This is a genomic window from Streptomyces sp. NPDC006602, assembly GCF_042870385.1.
Taxonomy (GTDB): domain Bacteria; phylum Actinomycetota; class Actinomycetes; order Streptomycetales; family Streptomycetaceae; genus Streptomyces.
The window spans coordinates 38,089-55,170 of record NZ_JBIAHG010000021.1; the positions used below are offsets into that span (position 1 = coordinate 38,089).

General features: G+C 70.3%; 16 protein-coding genes. All 16 read right to left on the reverse strand.

Features of this window, described 5'->3' with window-relative positions:
* Window positions 1-26: 26 nt before the first annotated feature.
* The 16 genes from ispG to ACFYO2_RS35405 all read right to left on the reverse strand — a co-directional run bounded on the left by ispG (window position 27) and on the right by ACFYO2_RS35405 (window position 16,942).
* The gene (gene ispG / locus ACFYO2_RS35330; protein WP_388357483.1) at window positions 27-1,184 is read right to left on the reverse strand and encodes a flavodoxin-dependent (E)-4-hydroxy-3-methylbut-2-enyl-diphosphate synthase; all 1,158 of its coding nucleotides are present in this window, start codon (window positions 1,182-1,184) and stop codon (window positions 27-29) included.
* Window positions 1,185-1,188: 4 nt separating this feature from the next.
* Entirely contained in the window at window positions 1,189-2,211 is a 1,023-nt protein-coding gene (gene hpnH / locus ACFYO2_RS35335; protein ID WP_388357486.1) for an adenosyl-hopene transferase HpnH, read from the reverse strand.
* A 5-nt stretch (window positions 2,212-2,216) separates the two neighbouring features.
* Window positions 2,217-2,858, reverse strand: coding sequence for a 1-hydroxy-2-methyl-2-butenyl 4-diphosphate reductase (locus ACFYO2_RS35340; RefSeq protein WP_388357489.1), 642 nt, complete (start codon window positions 2,856-2,858; stop codon window positions 2,217-2,219).
* A complete protein-coding gene (gene shc / locus ACFYO2_RS35345; protein WP_388357492.1) occupies window positions 2,858-4,849 on the reverse strand; it encodes a squalene--hopene cyclase in 1,992 nt (663 codons plus the stop codon). The genes ACFYO2_RS35340 and shc overlap by 1 nt, the downstream gene beginning before the upstream one ends.
* Window positions 4,850-4,968: 119 nt before the next feature.
* The gene (locus ACFYO2_RS35350) at window positions 4,969-6,105 is read right to left on the reverse strand and encodes a polyprenyl synthetase family protein (RefSeq protein ID WP_388357495.1); all 1,137 of its coding nucleotides are present in this window, start codon (window positions 6,103-6,105) and stop codon (window positions 4,969-4,971) included.
* A complete protein-coding gene (gene hpnE / locus ACFYO2_RS35355) occupies window positions 6,102-7,529 on the reverse strand; it encodes a hydroxysqualene dehydroxylase HpnE (RefSeq protein WP_388357498.1) in 1,428 nt (475 codons plus the stop codon). The genes ACFYO2_RS35350 and hpnE overlap by 4 nt, the downstream gene beginning before the upstream one ends.
* The gene (locus tag ACFYO2_RS35360) at window positions 7,526-7,666 is read right to left on the reverse strand and encodes a DUF6380 family protein (protein WP_388357501.1); all 141 of its coding nucleotides are present in this window, start codon (window positions 7,664-7,666) and stop codon (window positions 7,526-7,528) included. Before ACFYO2_RS35360 ends, hpnE begins: the two co-directional genes overlap by 4 nt.
* Window positions 7,666-8,616 (reverse strand): presqualene diphosphate synthase HpnD, encoded by a 951-nt coding sequence (gene hpnD / locus ACFYO2_RS35365; RefSeq protein ID WP_388357503.1) that lies wholly within the window; start codon window positions 8,614-8,616, stop codon window positions 7,666-7,668. The genes ACFYO2_RS35360 and hpnD overlap by 1 nt, the downstream gene beginning before the upstream one ends.
* Window positions 8,613-9,524 (reverse strand): squalene synthase HpnC, encoded by a 912-nt coding sequence (gene hpnC / locus ACFYO2_RS35370; RefSeq protein WP_388357506.1) that lies wholly within the window; start codon window positions 9,522-9,524, stop codon window positions 8,613-8,615. The genes hpnD and hpnC overlap by 4 nt, the downstream gene beginning before the upstream one ends.
* Window positions 9,525-9,910: 386 nt before the next feature.
* Window positions 9,911-10,699 (reverse strand): ABC transporter ATP-binding protein, encoded by a 789-nt coding sequence (locus tag ACFYO2_RS35375; RefSeq protein WP_388357509.1) that lies wholly within the window; start codon window positions 10,697-10,699, stop codon window positions 9,911-9,913.
* Window positions 10,692-11,621, reverse strand: a complete 930-nt coding sequence (locus ACFYO2_RS35380; RefSeq protein WP_388357511.1) for an ABC transporter permease — start codon at window positions 11,619-11,621, stop codon at window positions 10,692-10,694. Before ACFYO2_RS35380 ends, ACFYO2_RS35375 begins: the two co-directional genes overlap by 8 nt.
* A gap of 97 nt (window positions 11,622-11,718) precedes the next feature.
* Window positions 11,719-12,591, reverse strand: coding sequence for a glycosyltransferase family 2 protein (locus ACFYO2_RS35385; protein ID WP_388357729.1), 873 nt, complete (start codon window positions 12,589-12,591; stop codon window positions 11,719-11,721).
* An 8-nt stretch (window positions 12,592-12,599) separates the two neighbouring features.
* Window positions 12,600-13,379: a CDP-alcohol phosphatidyltransferase family protein gene (locus ACFYO2_RS35390; protein ID WP_388357513.1), complete on the reverse strand. Its 780-nt coding sequence runs from the start codon at window positions 13,377-13,379 to the stop codon at window positions 12,600-12,602.
* Entirely contained in the window at window positions 13,357-14,418 is a 1,062-nt protein-coding gene (locus tag ACFYO2_RS35395; protein ID WP_388357515.1) for an iron-containing alcohol dehydrogenase family protein, read from the reverse strand. Before ACFYO2_RS35395 ends, ACFYO2_RS35390 begins: the two co-directional genes overlap by 23 nt.
* Window positions 14,406-15,158, reverse strand: coding sequence for a sugar phosphate nucleotidyltransferase (locus ACFYO2_RS35400; protein WP_388357516.1), 753 nt, complete (start codon window positions 15,156-15,158; stop codon window positions 14,406-14,408). The genes ACFYO2_RS35395 and ACFYO2_RS35400 overlap by 13 nt, the downstream gene beginning before the upstream one ends.
* Window positions 15,155-16,942: a DUF5941 domain-containing protein gene (locus ACFYO2_RS35405; protein ID WP_388357519.1), complete on the reverse strand. Its 1,788-nt coding sequence runs from the start codon at window positions 16,940-16,942 to the stop codon at window positions 15,155-15,157. Before ACFYO2_RS35405 ends, ACFYO2_RS35400 begins: the two co-directional genes overlap by 4 nt.
* Between the last annotated feature and the right edge of the window lie 140 nt (window positions 16,943-17,082).

Below are 17,082 nucleotides of genomic sequence, written 5' to 3' on the forward strand. Positions count from 1 at the left end.
TCGGGCCCCCTATCGGTCCGTGCTGTTCAGCTCACGGTGACGGCCGGCTCCCCCGAGGCGACGCCGTCCTGCTCCATCTGTTCGGCGATCTTCATCGCCTCTTCGATCAAGGTCTCCACGATCTTCGACTCGGGGACGGTCTTGATGACCTCGCCCTTCACGAAGATCTGCCCCTTGCCGTTTCCGGAGGCGACGCCCAGATCGGCCTCGCGCGCCTCTCCCGGGCCGTTCACCACGCATCCCATGACGGCGACCCGCAGCGGCACCTCCATGCCCTCCAGGCCCGCCGTGACCTCGTCGGCCAGCTTGTAGACGTCGACCTGGGCGCGCCCACAGGAGGGACACGAGACGATCTCCAGCCGGCGCTGCCTGAGGTTCAGCGACTCCAGGATCTGGATGCCGACCTTGACCTCCTCGGCGGGCGGGGCGCTCAGCGACACCCGGATGGTGTCGCCGATGCCCTGCGAGAGCAGCGCGCCGAAGGCCACGGCCGACTTGATGGTCCCCTGGAAGGCGGGACCGGCCTCCGTGACACCGAGGTGCAGCGGGTAGTCGCAACTCTCGGCCAACAGCCGGTAGGCGTTGACCATCACCACGGGGTCGTTGTGCTTCACCGAGATCTTGATGTCCCGGAACCCGTGCTCCTCGAAGAGCGAGGCCTCCCACAGGGCCGACTCCACGAGCGCCTCGGGCGTGGCTTTGCCGTACTTCTGCAGCAGCCTCCGGTCCAAAGACCCGGCGTTGACCCCGATCCGGATCGGGGTGCCGTGATCCTTCGCGGCCCGCGCGATCTCCTTCACCTTGTCGTCGAACTGCTTGATGTTGCCGGGATTGACGCGTACGGCCGCACAGCCGGCCTCGATCGCGGCGAACACGTACTTCGGCTGGAAGTGGATGTCCGCGATCACCGGGATCTGCGACTTGCGGGCGATGGTGGCCAGGGCGTCCGCGTCGTCCTGCGTGGGGCAGGCGACGCGGACGATCTGGCAGCCGGACGCGGTGAGCTCGGCGATCTGCTGGAGGGTGGCGCCGATGTCGCACGTACGGGTCGTCGTCATCGACTGCACCGACACCGGGGCCCCGCCCCCGACCGCCACCGGCCCGACCTGGATCCGCCGCGACACGCGCCGCTCGGCGATCGGCCGGACCGGCACCTCGGGGACGCCCAAGGAGACGGCGGTCATGACGTCACTCCCGGTTTCCGGAGACCGTCTCGCGCATGGCGCGCAGCGACTCCTTGAGGGATCCCATGGTGGCGAGTACGGCGGTGGGCTCGTAGCCGCAGTGCGCCATGCAGTTGGCGCAGCGCGGGTCCTTGCCGCGGCCGTACTTGTCCCAGTCGGTCTCCTCGATGAGTTCGCGGTACGTCGGCACGTACCCGTCGCTCATCAGGTAGCAGGGCCGCTGCCAGCCGAACAGCGAGTAGTTCGGGATCGCCCAGGCCGTGCACGGGAAGTCGACCTTGCCCTCCAGGAAGTCCAGGAAGAGCGGGGAGTGGTTGAGCCGCCACTTGCGGCGGTTGCCGCCCGCGAAGGCCTTCTTGAACAGTTCGCGGGTCTGCTCCACGCCCAGGAAGTGCTCCTGGTCGGGCGCCTTCTCGTAGGCGTAGGCGGGCGAGATCATCATCTCGTCGACATGCAGGTCGTCATTGAGGAAGTTCAGCACCTCGATGATGGTCTGCGGGGTGTCGGTGTTGAAGAAGGTCGAGTTGGTGGTGACCCGGAAGCCGCGCTTCTTGGCCTCCTTGATCGCCTCCACGGCCTCGTCGAACACGCCTTCCTTCGCCACCGACTCGTCGTGCCGCTCCCGCAGCCCGTCGATGTGCACGGCGAAGGCGAAGTAGGGAGAGGGCTTGAACTTGTCCATCTTCTTGCGCAGCAGCATGGCGTTGGTGCAGAGGAAGACGTACTTCTTCTTCGCCACCAGCTGCCGGACGATCTCGTCGATCTGAGGGTGCATCAGCGGCTCGCCGCCGGCGATGGACACCATCGGCGCACCGGACTCCAGCACCGCCCCGACGGCCTGGGCCACCGGCATGCGCTGCTTGAGCACCCCCGCCGGGTGCTGGATCTTGCCGCAGCCCTCGCACGCGAGGTTGCACGCGAAGAGGGGCTCGAGCTCCACGATGAGCGGGAACTTGTCCCGCTTGCGGAGCTTCTGTTCGGCCAAGTATGTAGCGACCTTGATGGACTGACGCAGCGGCATGGCCATCTGGCTCACCTCCTGGGGAGCAGCAAGGAACGGTGCCATTCGTAGAAAGCGGGAAGGACGGAACGAAGGACGCGGAAGGCGGATATTCCACCGCGCACCGTGCCGATCCGGACGAGTTCATGTTCTGGAGCGTCCACGACCACCCGGACGGCCGCAACCGGGCGCTCGCCCGTGCGCACGGCGCTCAGGAGCGTGGCCGCGGACTCCATGTCGACCGCGATCGCGCCGGTCGCGAGCAGATCCGACCGTTCGTGACCTCGGACGACGTGATCGGAGCCGGTGAGGGGCCCGGTGTGGACCGTACGCCCGGGCAGGGTCCGTACGAGCTCCTTGACGAGCCTGTCGGTCCCGACGCACGGCACGGTGCCGCGCGGGCCCCGGGCCTCCTCGGCGACGACCAGGTCGCCGGGGTGCATGCCGGGGGCGAGCCCCGCGCAGAAGCCCGTGGCCAGTACTGCGGCCCCGGCGAGCGCCGGGTCGGCCAGCACCCGGGTGACGGAGCGCTCGGCCGCGGCCGGCCCCATGCCCGTGCGCAGGACGGTGACCGGCCCGTCGGTGCCGCCGCGGTCCCCGCTGCGCAGCGCGAGGTGCTCGATGCCGAGCGCACAGGCGATCAGCAACGGGGCCGGCGCGGGCTGCCTGTCCATCAGCCCCCCTCGACCCCGGAGAAGGGCTCTCCGTGGACGTACCGGCCGAGCGCGGTGAGCGGGAACACCTGCCGGTAGAGGTGGTAGTTGATGGAGAAGTCCCAGGGGAAGCCGGTGCCGGTGAAGTAGGGCTCGTCCCAGGAGCCGTCCTCGCGCTGGGTGCTCGCGAGCCACTCGATGCCGCGCTCGACCGCTTTTGAGTCCCGCTCCCCCGCGGCCAGCAGGGCCATCAGCGCCCATGCCGTCTGCGAGGCGGTGGAGGCCCCCCGACCGCTCCACTTCGTCGGGTCCTGGTACGACCGCAGGTCCTCGCCCCAGCCGCCGTCGTCGTTCTGCGCGGACTCCAGCCAGGTCACCGCGCGGCGGATCGCCGGGTGCGACGCGGGGATTCCGGCGGCGGTCAGGGCGGGTACGACGGACCCGGTGCCGTACACGTAGTTGACGCCCCAGCGCCCGAACCACGAACCGTCCGCCTCCTGTTCGGCGAGCAGCCACTCGATGCCGCGCCGGGTGCGTGGGTCGTGCGCGAGCCCCTCGACGGCCAGCATCTCGACGACGTGCGCGGTGACGTCCGCCGACGGCGGGTCGATGACCTCGCCGAAGTCGCAGAACGGCAGCCGGTTGGGGAACGGGCTGGTGTTGTCGACGTCGAAGGCGCCCCACGCGCCGTTCTTCGACTGCATTCCCAGGTTCCAGCGGATCCCGCGGCCGATGGCGTTCTCCACCCGCTGCGGGTCGTGGTGCCGGACGCGGCGCAGCGCGAGGACCACCTCGGCGGTGTCGTCGATGTCGGGGTAGTTGTCGTTGTGGAACTCGAATGCCCAGCCGCCCGGGGGCAGTCCGGGCCGCTTGACCGCCCAGTCGCCCGGTCGGACGATCTCCTCGCCGAGCATCCAGTCCGCCGCCTTGACGAGCTGCGGATGGTCGGCGGGCAGGCCGGCGTCGGCCAGCGCGATCGTCGCCAGGCACGTGTCCCACACCGGCGACTGGCAGGCCTCGATCATCCGGGCCCCGTCCTCGCGCCACACCGCGTACCGGTCCAGTGACTCGAGTCCCGCGCGCATCACGGGATGCTCGAGGTCGTAGCCCAGCAGGTGCAGGGCGATGACCGAGTACACGGCAGGCGGCTGGATCCCGCCCCAGCAGCCGTCGTTCTCCTGCCGCTCGATGATCCAGCGCGCGGCCGTGTTCAGCGCGGCCTTGCGCAGCCTGCGCACCGCGACCGTGCGGTAGCCGCGCACCACCTTGTCGAGCCGCTGGAAGAGGCCGTCCCAACTCGCCGTTGGAGCAAGGGGCTTGGGCGGGTTCGGGTTGGCGGGGTCGACGTGCAGCTCGTCGAGCGGGAACGGCGCCGGACGCACCGGACGCTTCGCCGAGACGACGGTGAGCGGCACGATGGTCTGCCGCGCCCAGCACCCGAAGTTGTAGATGTTGAGCGGGAACCACTTGGGGAAGTAGATCAGCTCCGGCGGGAGTTCGGGCAGGTCCTCCCACTTCCACCAGCCGAACAGAGCGAGCCAGATCCGGGTGAACACCCTGGCGGCGGCGATGCCGCCCTGCGCCCGGATCCAGGCGGACGCCTTCGCCATGTGCGGTGCGCCGGGTTCGTCTCCGGCCAGGCGGAGCGCGACGTACGCCTCGATGGTGGTGGAGAGTTCACCGGGCCCGCCGTAGAAGGAGGCCCAGGTGCCGTCCTCGCGCTGCTCGCCGCGGATGAAGAGGGCGGCCGCGTGGGTGGTGGACTCGTCGCGGATACCCAGGAACTGACGCAACAGCAGATCCTCGGCGTCCATCGTGACGTTGGTCTCGAGGTCGCCCTTCCACCAGCCTTCGGCATCCTGCCGTGCGAGCAGGTGGTCGGTGGCGCGTTGCACGGCGCGTACGGCGGCGTCGTGCACCCCGGCCGCCACGGGGGGGTTGATGTCGGTTTCGCTGGCCGCGGCAGCGCGGGGCTGCAGGGCCCCGGTGCTTCCGTCGGTCGTCGCTGTCATGGCTTCCCCTTCGTGCAGTGTGCATACGGTGCGTCTGCTGTGGGTCCGCCGTCGGCCGGTGCATTTCTTCCTCGCAACACCGGCCGGCGACTACGCGAGGGCTATTCGACCGATAGTGATCATCTCTTTCGTACGACGACGAAGTCGGCGAGTGCCGTGAACTGCGCCCGCACCCGGTCGGGCATGTCGACGGCGTCGAGGGCTTCGATGGCGATGGTGTGCTGACGTCGTGCTTCCTCGGCGGTCCACTCGCGGCCGCCCGCCTTCTCGATGAGGGCGGCACGGACCGCGAACTCCTCTTCCGAGAAGTTCTCGAAGTCGTTGCTCTTGGCGTCGGCGGCGAGAAGCTCGCCGAGCCGCTCGGAGGAGGCACCGCCCGCCGCGAGCGCGGCCACCACCGGCAGGGACTTCTTGCGCTGGCGCAGGTCGCTCCAGGTCTGCTTGCCGGTGGAGACCGGGTCGCCCCAGATGCCGAGCAGGTCGTCGACGGCCTGGAAGGCGAGGCCCAGGTGGTAGCCGTACTTCTCCAGGGTGTCGGCGGTGCGGTCGTCCGCGCCGCCGAGCACCGCGCCGATGGAGCTGGCGCAGGCGAGCAGGGCGCCGGTCTTGTTGCCCTCCATCTCCAGGCACTCCTCGACGCTGACGCGGTCGCGGTGTTCGTAGGAGATGTCCTGCGCCTGACCGTCGATGAGGGCGCGGGTGGCGGTGGTCAGACGGCGGGTGGCGCGTCCGGCCTCGACCGTGCCGAGCTCCAGCAGGACCTCGTTGGCCAGGGCGAACAGGGCGTCGCCGACGAGGATGGCCTGGGCGGGGCCGTGCACCTTCCAGACGGTGTCGCGGTGCCGGCGCTGTTCGTCGCCGTCCATCAGGTCGTCGTGCAGCAGCGAGAAGTTGTGGACCAGCTCCACGGCGACGGCGCCGGGGATGCCGGTCTCGGGCGAGGCGCCGGTGACCTCCGCGGAGAGCACCGCGAGGGCCGGGCGCACGGCCTTGCCGCCGTCCCCGTCCGCGGGGTTGCCCTCGGCGTCGATCCAGCCGAAGTGGTAGGCGGCAACAGTGTCCATGGGAGGTGCCAGGCGGTCGATGGCCGCCCGCAGTACCGGTGTGGCAAGGGTCCGGCCGCGCTCCAGGAGCGCGGTCACGTCCACCGCGGACCTCCGAGCGGCCGTCGAGGCCGGGGGCACAGTGGGCACAGTCTCTCCTCTTGTTGCGGTACCGGGGGTGCGGGGGTCGGTGCCACGCACATCGGTTTTCATGCCGCCTCCCCGAAGAACTCGGGGAGCAGATCGCGAGGCCGGCCCAGGGCGCTCAGGGCGGCGTCCGCCGCACTCACACCACTGCGGACCGCGCTCTCCATGGTCGCGGGCCACCCGGTGGCGGTCCACGCCCCGGCCAGGTAGAGGCCGGACGCCTTGGTGCGGGCGCCGGGCCGCAGCCGTCCGACACCGGGAGCGGGAGCGAACGTCGCCGTACGTTCCCTGGTCACGAAGAAGTCCTTCACCACGGCCCCCCGCGCGCGGGGCAGCAGCCGCTCCAGTTCGGGCAGGTAGCGCTCGCGCAGCGCGGCGACGGGTTCGTCGATCTCGTCCTGCGCGGCCGACTGGGACAGGGCGAGGTACTGGCCCTGCCGCAGCCCCGATGCGTCGGTCCGGTCGAACACCCACTGCACCGGGGTGCCGAGGGCCGCGAAGAACGGCCTGCCGAGCACCTTCCGGTCGTAGACGACATGGACGTTGAGGATCGGCGCGGTGCCGATCTCCAGCAGCCGTTCGGGCGCGTCGAGCGCTCCCGCGGGCAGCAGGTCGTGGGCCTCGCGCTGCGGTACGGCGAGGACGACCGCGTCCGCCCGCAGCGTCTCGCCGGGAACCTGAACGCTCCAAGCCCCGTTGACGTCAGTAGAGATGGAGGTGACGCGTGTACGGACTTCGGTACGCACGCCCGCGGAGTCGAGCGCCTTGCGGGCCAGCCGGTCGTGCAGTTCACCCAGCGGGACGTGCGCCCATCCGATGTCGGCCGCGCCCGGGTCGGACAGCAGACCGGTCTTGAACACCATCGCGGCGAGCCCCAGCGAGGCGTCGCCCGCGACCGCGTTGAGGGTGGCGACCCCGACCAGGTCCCACAGGGCCTCGACGGCACGCGCCGACTGACCGTGCGCGGTCAGCCAGCTGCCGAAGTCCTGCGTGTCCAGGTTCGGATCGGCGAGGTCGAGCCCCTTGAGCGCGAGCGCGGCACGCCCCACCCTGGCCCGCTCGGCGAGCGAGAGATGCGGATATGTCGCGAGGCTGCGCCCCAGATGCAGGGGCACGGGCAGCGCGTCGCGCCGCAGCCTGCCGAGCCTGCGTCCCTCGGGCTTGGTGACGTCGAGTACGGGCACGTCGAGACGATCCTGCAGCGGAGCCAGCGCCGCGCCCTCGATGCGGTCGAGGAACCAGCGGTAGGCGGTGCAGCAGCGCAGGTACACGTGCTGTCCGTTGTCGACGGTCAGTCCGTCGCGCTGGAAGGAGAAGGCGAGGCCGCCGAGCCGTGGCCGGCCTTCGAGCAACGTCACCCGGACTCCGGCGTCGGCGAGCGCGAGCGCGGCGGTGATGCCGGCGAGCCCTCCGCCGATCACCACGGCGTTCCGCCCGAGCCGTCCCGATGTGTCCGCGAGCGGCCCGCCCAACTGCCTACCGCCGGTCATCTCGCACCCTCCCCCGAGCGCCCGCCGTGCGCTGTGATCCGTGCATGGCAGGCCGTTGCAGTCAGGGACGCCGTCCTCCACCGGAGGGTTGCCTGCCACTTTTCGCCGATGGCATCACCTTGGACCGGATTGTCCATCAGGCGCGCCTCCTGACGGTCCTTCGGGTCACATGCCGGGCGTCGAGGCCGGACAGGCCCCGCACCGCGACGTACGCCTTCTCCCTGCCGGGCAGCGAGACCCGGCCGCGCAGCACGGCCTCCGGGTCACGCTCGATGCGGTCGAGGAGGCGGCGGTAGATGCCGGCCATGGCGGCGACACAGGCGCCGCTGCGCCGGTCGAGCATGGGCAGCAGCCGGTAGCCCTCGGCGAAAAGGGCGCGGGCCCGACGCACTTCGAAGTGCACGAGGCCCGCGAAGTCGGCGCCCTCCGGTGGTTTCGGCCCCTTGAAGCCGGCCGAGCAGCCAAACTTGGCGAGGTCGTCGGCGGGCAGGTAGGTGCGCCCGCCCTGGGCGTCCTCACGGACGTCCCTGAGGATGTTGGTGAGCTGGAGTGCGAGTCCGAGCGTGTCTGCATACTCCGGCGCGCGCTCGACGCCGCGCGCCCCCGCTTGCGTACCGAACACGCCGAGCGAGAGCCGCCCGATGGCGCCCGCGACACAGCGGCAGTACACCTTCAGGTCGTCCCAGGTCTCGTAGGTCTCTCCGCGTACGTCCTTCAGCACGCCGTCGATGAGTTCGTCCAGGCCGCTGAGCGGGATCGGGAAGGTGTCGGCGGCGTGCGCGAGGGCGACGGCGACCGGGTCGGTGTCGTCCTCGGCGACCGAACCGTCGCGCACCCGGGCCAGCATCGCCCGGGTGTCCTCGAGTCTCGCGCTCTTGACATCGCCGGCCAGCGCGCCGTCGCCGATGTCGTCGACGCGCCGGGAGAAGGCGTAGAGCGCCGACATCGCGCGGCGCTTGGGCGTCGGCAGCAGTCTGATGCCGTACGCGAAGTTACGGGCCTGCTGTCCGGTCACTGCCTCGCAGTAGCTGTAGGCGGCGAGTACCGGTGCAGACACGTCTTGTTCCGACTCCACGGTCCGGATCACCCCTCTCCTCGCAGAGTCACGCCCACCTCGCGCAGCAACCGGATCTTGCCGGGCTTGGGCGGGCCGGGAAGTACGTCGTATTCCGCGGCGGCGATCGCGTGGATCGCCGCCCTTCCCCCCGCCACGAACCCCGCGAGCAGCAGCTTCAACCTGCCGTGGACGCTACCCACCAAGGGGACGCCTTCATTCAGGAGATCGCTGGCGCGTTGCGCTTCGTATGCAACCAGAGCACGCACCGACGCGCCCCCGGTTTTCGTGGCGAGATCCGCTTCCTGGACGTGAAAACGCTTCATGTCCGCGGCGGGCAGGTAGATGCGGTCGCGGCCGAGGTCCTCGGCGACGTCCTGGAGGTGCTCGACGATCTGAAGGGCCGTGCAGATCGCGTCCGAGAGACGGATGCGCTCGGGGGTGGAGGTGCCGGTGACGGCGAGGACGAGACGGCCGACGGGGTTGGCGGACAGCTCGCAGTAGGCGAGGAGGTCGTCGTAGGTCTCGTAGCGCGTGACGAGCTGGTCCTGGCGGTTGGCGGCGATCAGGCCGAGGAAGGGCTCGGGGGTCAGCGCACGGCGACGGACGGTCGGCTGGAGGCGACGCAGCAGCGGGTGGCGCGGGGCCGGGCCGGTCGTGTCGAAGACCCGGTGGAGGTCGGCCTCGAGGGCGTCCAGCATCACCAGGCGGTCTTCGGCCTCCTGGGCCGACACACCGAGCAGACGGGCGTCGGCGCCGCCGGGGGCGAGGTCGCCGTCACCGATGTCGTCGACGAGGCGGGCGAAGCCGTAGACGGCCATGAGGTCGTCGCGCCAGTCCCTGGGGAGGAAGAAGGGGGCCACGGGGAAGTTCTCCGCCGCGGCCTTGTCGAGCGTGCCGCGCTCCGTCCGGCCGGGGCGCGTCGTGCCGGTTCCCGTCACCGCGGGCTGCCCGGACCGGGGACGGCACATGCTGCGTGGAGCTGGGGAGTTTCCGTAGCCATTGCCGTCACATCTCCCGTTCTACACCGCCGACCCAATACGCACTATTTCGGACACGCCGCCCTGCCGTCCGCGCGGCCGCCCCCATAGCGGGTGTCGCGCATTATCGCCCTACTTGCCGCGATTCGGCACCGGTCCAGCTTACGTTGTACAACGCGCCATGGATCTCCGGGGTGTCCGGCGCATCACAACAACACACCGATTGGCCCCAAGATTCCTAACGCGGGGCGAAGTTGACGTTTCTTTTGCAGACGCGGAGCCCCGCCGGAGCAGTTCCGGCGGGGCCCTGGGAAGCGGGGTGGGCTCTTCGCCCGGGTCGGGGTGGACTACTTCCCCGTGAACTTCTCGTACTCCTTGAGGACCTCGTCGGTCGGGCCGTCCATACGCAGCTCGCCTCGTTCCAGCCACAGGACACGGTTGCAGGTGTCACGGATCGACTTGTTGTTGTGACTGACGAGAAACACGGTGCCGGCCTCCTTGCGCAGTTCCCGGATGCGTTGCTCGGAGCGCGTCTGGAACTTGCGGTCACCGGTGGCCAGGGCCTCGTCGATCATGAGGACGTCGTGGTCCTTGGCGGCGGCGATGGAGAACCGCAGTCGGGCGGCCATGCCGGAGGAGTAGGTGCGCATCGGGAGGGTGATGAAGTCGCCCTTCTCGTTGATGCCGGAGAAGTCGACGATCTCCTGGTAGCGCTGCTTGATCTGCTCCCGGGTCATCCCCATGGCGAGCCCGCCCAATATGACGTTCCGCTCGCCGGTGAGGTCGTTCATCAAGGCCGCGTTGACGCCCAGCAGCGAGGGCTGGCCGTCGGTGTAGACCTTGCCCTTCTCCGCCGGGAGCAGGCCGGCGATGGCGCGCAGCAGGGTCGACTTGCCGGAGCCGTTGGAGCCGATCAGGCCGATGGCCTCGCCCCGGTAGGCGACGAAGGAGACGCCCTTGACGGCGTGCACCTTGCGCACGCCACGCTCGGCGTCGTCGGAGCCCCTCTTCAGAATGCGGCTGAGGGCGGCGGGGGCGCTGCCCTTGCCGGCCTTGGCACCGTTGACGCGGTAGACGATGTGCAGCTCGTCCGCGATGACGGTGGGGATGTGCGCGTCGTTCCTGTCCTCAGCCACGGCCGTACCTCTCCTCCGCCTTCCAGAAGTACACGAAACCGCCGAGGGCGAAAAGCACGGCCCAGCCGCCCGCGGCCGCCCAGACGTGGTCGGGCAGGTTCTCGGCGCCGTAGCCGTCGATGAGGGAGAAGCGCATCAGGTCCATGTAGATGGCCGCCGGGTTCCACTGCAGGACCGTCGCCACCCAGTCCGGCTTGTCCTTCAGCATGATCGGGATGGAGAACATCACGCCGGACGCGTACATCCACGTACGCATCACGAACGGCATGAGCTGCGCCAGGTCCGGCGTCTTGGCGCCCGCACGGGCCATGATCAGCGCGAGTCCCGAGTTGAAGAGGAACTGCAGGACCAGGACCGGCACGATCAGCAGCCAGGACAGGTCGGGATAGTGCCCGAAGCCGACCACCACGGCGAACAGCACGATCATCGAGGCCAACAGCTGCTGGAGTTGCTGGAAGGCGAAGGAGACCGGCAGCGAGGCGCGCGGGAAGTGCAGCGCGCGGACCAAGCCGAGGTTGCCGGAGATCGCGCGGACGCCCGCCATGACCGAGCTCTGCGTGAAGGTGAACACGAACACGCCTGTGACCAGGAAGGGGATGTACACCTCCTTCGGCATTCCGCGGCTGGCGTTCAGGATGACGCCGAAGATGAAGAAGTAGACGGCCGCGTTCAGCAGCGGCGTGGCCACCTGCCACAGCTGGCCCAGCTTCGCCTGGCTGTACTGAGCGGTCAGCTTCGCCCGCGAGAAGGCGAGGATGAAGTGACGCCGGTCCCAGAGCTGGCGGACGTACTCGACGAGGGAGGGCCGGGCGCCGCTCACGGTCAGCCCGTACTTCTCGGCGAGCTGCGCCGCCGTCAGGCCCTCGTCGTGCGGTACGGGCGCGCTCACCGCGACCGTGCCGTCATGCGTTGTCTCACTCACTAGTGGAAACTTTCGTCTTCGGGATGCGCAGCCTGTGCGGGCATGGCATGAGCCCGGAACCTCGGTACGGCCCCGGTGACTCTCTGGAACGAGCTTGTCAGATGACAGGGGGCCGGCCCAGTCGAGTCAGCCGCCACACCGTACGCCACTTCATGGGCCGACGCGGTCCGCAGGGGGTGGTCCAGCCTTCCCGGAATCCGCCGAACCACGCCTTCAGGGCGGAGCGCGAGGGGCGGCGCACCAGGGTGAGCAGCAGCCAGACGCCCAGGTAGACCGGGATCAGGGGGCCAGGCAGGTTGCGGCGGGCGAGCCAGACTCGGTTGCGGGCGACCATGCGGTGGTAGACCGCGTGCCGGGAGGGCGCGGTGGTGGGGTGGTACAGCACCATGTCGGACCGGTAGTCGATCATCCAGCCCGCGTCGAGGGCCCGCCATGCCAGGTCGGTTTCCTCGTGTGCGTAGAAGAATTCGTCCGGGAGGCCGCCGACTTCGGCGAGGACCCGGGTGCGGACGGCGTTGGCGCCGCCGAGGAAGGTGGTGACCCGGGAGGAGCGCATCGGGTCGGAGGCGCGCAGCCGCGGGACGTGGCGGCGCTGGGTGATCCCGGTGTCGGGGTCGGCGATGCGGAAGCTGATGATGCCGAGCTCGGGGTCGGCCTCGAAGGCCTGACGGCACAGCTCGGCGGTGTCGTGACCGGCGAGCAGGCCGTCGTCGTCGAGGAACATCAATATGTCGACGTCGCGGCCGCTGGGGCCGAAGGCCTCGATGCCGACGTTGCGGCCGCCGGGGATGCCGAGGTTCTCCGGCAGCTCGATGGTCCGTACGCCTTCGGGGACGTCCGGGACGGGCGAGCCGTTGCCGACCACGACCACCTCGACGCGGTCGCCGTCCTGCTTGGCGACCGCGTCGAGCAAGGCGCGCAGTTCGTCGGGGCGGTTGCCCATGGTGATGATGACCGCGCCGACCTTCATGGGCGCGCTCACTTCAGCCTGCTCGACGCGAGGATGGACACGAGGTGCAGGACGGTCTGCAGGAGCGCGATGCCGGCGAGGACCGCGACGCCGAGGCGGGAGAAGAACAGGTCGCCGCGCATGTCGTCCACGATCGCGAGGACCAGGATGAGCAGGGACGCCTCGATGCCGAGGATCAGCCGGTGGAACTTGAACGCGGCCGCGGCCCGGCGGGCCAGTGCCATGCCGGAGGAGCGCATCTCGGCGGCGGCTTCCTTGACCGGCGGCAGGCCGCCCTGGTGGCGGGCGACGCCGACGAGGTCGGTCTCGGCCTTGATCAGGATCGCGCCGAGCGCGGCGAGCGTGCCGAGGAAGGCCCACAGCCAGTCGATCCGCCCGGAGCCCCACAGGTCGGCGGCGCGCAGACCGAAGCCGACGAGCACCGCCGCGTCGGTCAGGTAGGCGCCGACCCGGTCCAGGTAGACCCCGCCGAGCGAGTACTGCTTCTTCCAGCGCGCGATCTCGCCGTCGACGCAGTCGAGCAGCAGGTACATCTGGACGCACACCACGCCGAGCACGGCCCCCCAGATCCCCGGCACCAGGAGTGCCGGGGCCGCGAGGACGCCGAAGACGGTCATCAGGTACGTGAGCTGGTTGGGCGTGACCCTGGTGTTTACCAGGTAGCGGTCGACCCGCAGGGACACCTCACGCATGTAGAGGCGCCCCATCCAGTGCTCACCGCTGCGCCGGTCCTTCACCCCCGCGGGGTGGACGACCGGTCGGAGTTCAGCTACCGATGGCCTTGACATAGTCGGCGTAGGTGTCCTTGATCTGTTCGGTCTTGAGGTCGAGGTGTTCGAGGATCGTGTAGCGGCCGGGCCTGGTCTCCGGAGCGAACTCCACGGCCCGGACGAACTCGTCCACCGTGAAGCCGATCTCCTCCGGAAGCACCGGCAGCCCGTGCCGGCGCAGCACCTCGGCCATGTAGGCCGACTCCTCGTGGGCTCCGCGCAGGTACATCGCGAAGGCCGCGCCCAGCCCGCACTGCTCTCCGTGGGCGGCTGCCCGCTTGGGGAAGAGCAGGTCGAAGGCGTGGTTGATCTCGTGGCACGCCCCGGAGGACGGGCGGGAGTCGCCGGACACCGACATCGCGATGCCGCTGAGGACCAGCGCCTCGGCGAGCACCTGGAGGAAGTCGGTGTCCCCGATGCCGCCCGGGTGCCTGAGGACCGCCTCGCCGGCCTGCCGGGCGATCGCGGCGGCGAGGCCGTCGATCTTCTCGCCCTTGACGCGGTTGGCCAGCTCCCAGTCGGCGATCGCGGAGATGTTGGAGATCGCGTCGCCAATGCCCGCCCGCACGAAGCGCACCGGCGCCTGATGGATGACGTCGAGGTCGATGACGACCGCGATCGGGTTCGGGACGCCGTAGGAACCGCGCCCCGCGTCGTTGTCGAGGGTGGCGACCGGTGAGCACAGGCCGTCGTGCGCGAGGTTCGTCGGTACGGCGACCAGGGGGAGGCCGACGCGTGCCGCGGCGAACTTGGCGCAGTCGATGATCTTGCCGCCGCCGAGGCCCACGACCGCGTCGTAGTGGCCGGCCTTTATGTCGCCGGCCAGCCGGACCGCGTCGTCGAGGGTGCCGCCGCCGACCTCGTACCAGGTCGCGCCGGGCAGCGAGGGGGCGAGGCGCTCGCGCAGCTTGGCGCCGGAGCCGCCGCTGACGGCGATGGCGAGCCTGCCGGAGTGCGAGATGCGCTCGTCGGCGAGGACCCCGACCAGATCGTCCAGGGCACCCGGGCGGATGTCCACGACGACCGGCGCGGGGATGAGCCGGGTCAGTAGAGGCACGCGATCTCCCGTCCACGGGCGAGATCGTCGTGGTTGTCGATCTCCACCCACTTGACGTCGCCGATCGGCGCCACGTCGATGCGGAAGCCGCGGTTCACGAGTTCCTGGTAGCCGTGCTCGTAGAACTGCTGCGGGTCACTCTCCCAGACCGTCTTCAGCGCGTCGGCCAGCTCCGGGGCGGCGTCGCCCTCGATGAGGGTGACGCCGATGTACTCGCCGGTGGCCTCGGACGGGTCCATCAGCTTGGTGATCTTCGTCATGCCCTTGGCGGGGTCGACGACGACCTTCATCTCCTCGTCCGCGAGGGACTTCACCGTGTCCAGGGCGAGGATGATCTTCTTGCCGTCGCCGCGGGCGGCGAGCAGCGTCTTCTCGACGGAGACCGGGTGGACGGTGTCGCCGTTGGCGAGGATCACGCCGTCCTTGAGGGCGTCACGACCGCACCACAGGGAGTAGGCGTTGTTCCACTCCTCGGCCTTGTCGTTGTCGATGAGGGTGAGCTTGAGGCCGTACTTCTGCTCCAGGGCCGCCTTGCGCTCGTACACGGCTTCCTTGCGGTAGCCGACGATGATCGCGACCTCGGTGAGACCGATCTCGGCGAAGTTGCCGAGGGTGAGGTCCAAAACCGTGGGTTCGCCCTCTATGCCCGCGGGCCCCACCGGCACCAGCGCCTTGGGAAGGCTGTCGGTGTAGGGGCGCAGACGCCGTCCGGCGCCGGCCGCCAGCACGAGGCCGATCATGCGGGTTCTCCTTCATCGTGTACGGCGGGCGCCCCGGAGGACGCCCAGAAGCGGATGCTCTCGACGAGCACCACCAGGGCGACGGCCACGGCGAGGACCGTGAGCGCGACCTTGAACTGCGAGGCGGAGAGCGCCGCGGCCAGAACGGCGACGAGCAGCGTCCGCCCTTCGTGCCCCCCGATGGCGCGCACCAGCCAGGCCGGGGGCGCTCCGGCATCGCCGCGGATGCGGTACACCGTGTCGTAGTGATGGTAGGCGACCGCCGCCACCAGGCCGAAAGCCGCAGGAAGGGCCCCGTTCACGTCCGCTTTGGCCGCCAGGACCAGAACGGTGCCGTATTCGGCGGCGCGGAAGAGCGGGGGGACCAGCCAGTCGAGGGCGCCCTTGAGGGGGCGGTACAGGGCTTGACCGGCGGTGATCGTGTAGACGACGGCACCGCAGACGGGCGCCCAGGTCACGCCGGAAAACAGGGCCGCAGCGAGGACGGCCGTCCCGGCGAGCGCCACCAGCAGCGGTGCGCCGAGGCGGACGCGGGTGGCACGGGCCACAAGTGAGGCGAGCGGCCCGCTGTCCGCCAGATCCGCCAGCGCCTGCGCCGCCCGGTCCGTCCGCTTGGCCTTGCGTGTCAACGACCGCAGCACCCGCCCCGCCGTCGTGTAGGTCGCCGCGAACGCGCACCCGATGAGCAGCGCGTAGAAGGTGATGCGAGGAGTGGTCGCCGCGGTCAGGACGGCGATCATCGCCCAGCGCTCGCCGATCGGCAGGACGATCATCCGGCGCACCCAGACCGTCCAGCCGACGCTGTCGAGCTTGTCCGAAAGGGCAGCGGTGGGGCTGGTGTTGGCCGTGGCGTCGTGGTTCGCCTCGTTGAAGGAGAAGTCCACGATGTGCCGACAGCTCTGCAGGACCATCGCGCCGAGGGCGAGGGCCCAAACATCGTCGCCGCCGCGGGCGGCTCCCAGGGCGAGGCCCGCGTAGTAGGCGTACTCCTTGGCCCGGTCGAAGGTGGCGTCCAGCCAGGCGCCGAGCGTCGAGTACTGCAGGGAGTAGCGGGCGAGCTGTCCGTCGGTGCAGTCGAGGACGAAGGAGAAGATCAGCAGGATGCCGGCGGCGACGAAGCCGCCCCGGGTGCCGGTGGCCGCGCAGCCGGCCGCTATCAGCGCGGTGATCAGGGAGGCCGTGGTGACCTGGTTCGGGGTCAGGCCCCGGCGGGCGCACCAGCGGGCGATGTAGCGGGAGTACGGGCTGATGAAGTAGGTGGTGAAGAAGCCGTCGCGGGCCTTCACGGCCGACTTCAGGCGTACGGCCTCGTCGTCGACGGCGGCGACGGCCTGCCGTGCCTCGTTGCGGGCCTGCGGGTCGGCAGGGACCTCGGCGACCAGGCTGCCGAGCTCGGGGCGGTGCACGTCGGTGCCGTCGGCGGCGAGGGCGGTGACGATGCGGTCGGCGAGGCTGTCGACGGCCAGTGCCGTACCGCCGCCCGCGGAGTTCTCACGTGCCACCGCCCGGGTCAGGGCCTGGCGGCCGCCCGGCTGGGCGGTCACCGCGCCCGGCACCGCGGCGAGCGGGAAGCGGGGGTCGGTGAGACCGAGGCGCAGGGCGTGGACGTGGCCCACGAAGCGGGCGTCGACCACGGCGACCCGCTGGTCACCCGGCACCTGGGCGAGCAGGGTCTCGGCGTCGGCGGCGTCGGAAGCGCTCCGGACGTCGAAGCCGAGCGACCGCAGATCGCCCTCGATCGACGATCCGGGGACCGGCTGACCGGTGAGGATGGCGGTCGGCAACCGAACTCACTCCCTGAGTGCCGGCGCGTGGGCGCCGGGCATGTGCATGGTGGGGCGCCCCTTGGCGTGGCTTGGCGGCACCGGCCGGGCGGCATGTCGGCAGAGGCTATCGGATGCCTGGAAGGCGGTGTTCACCGCCC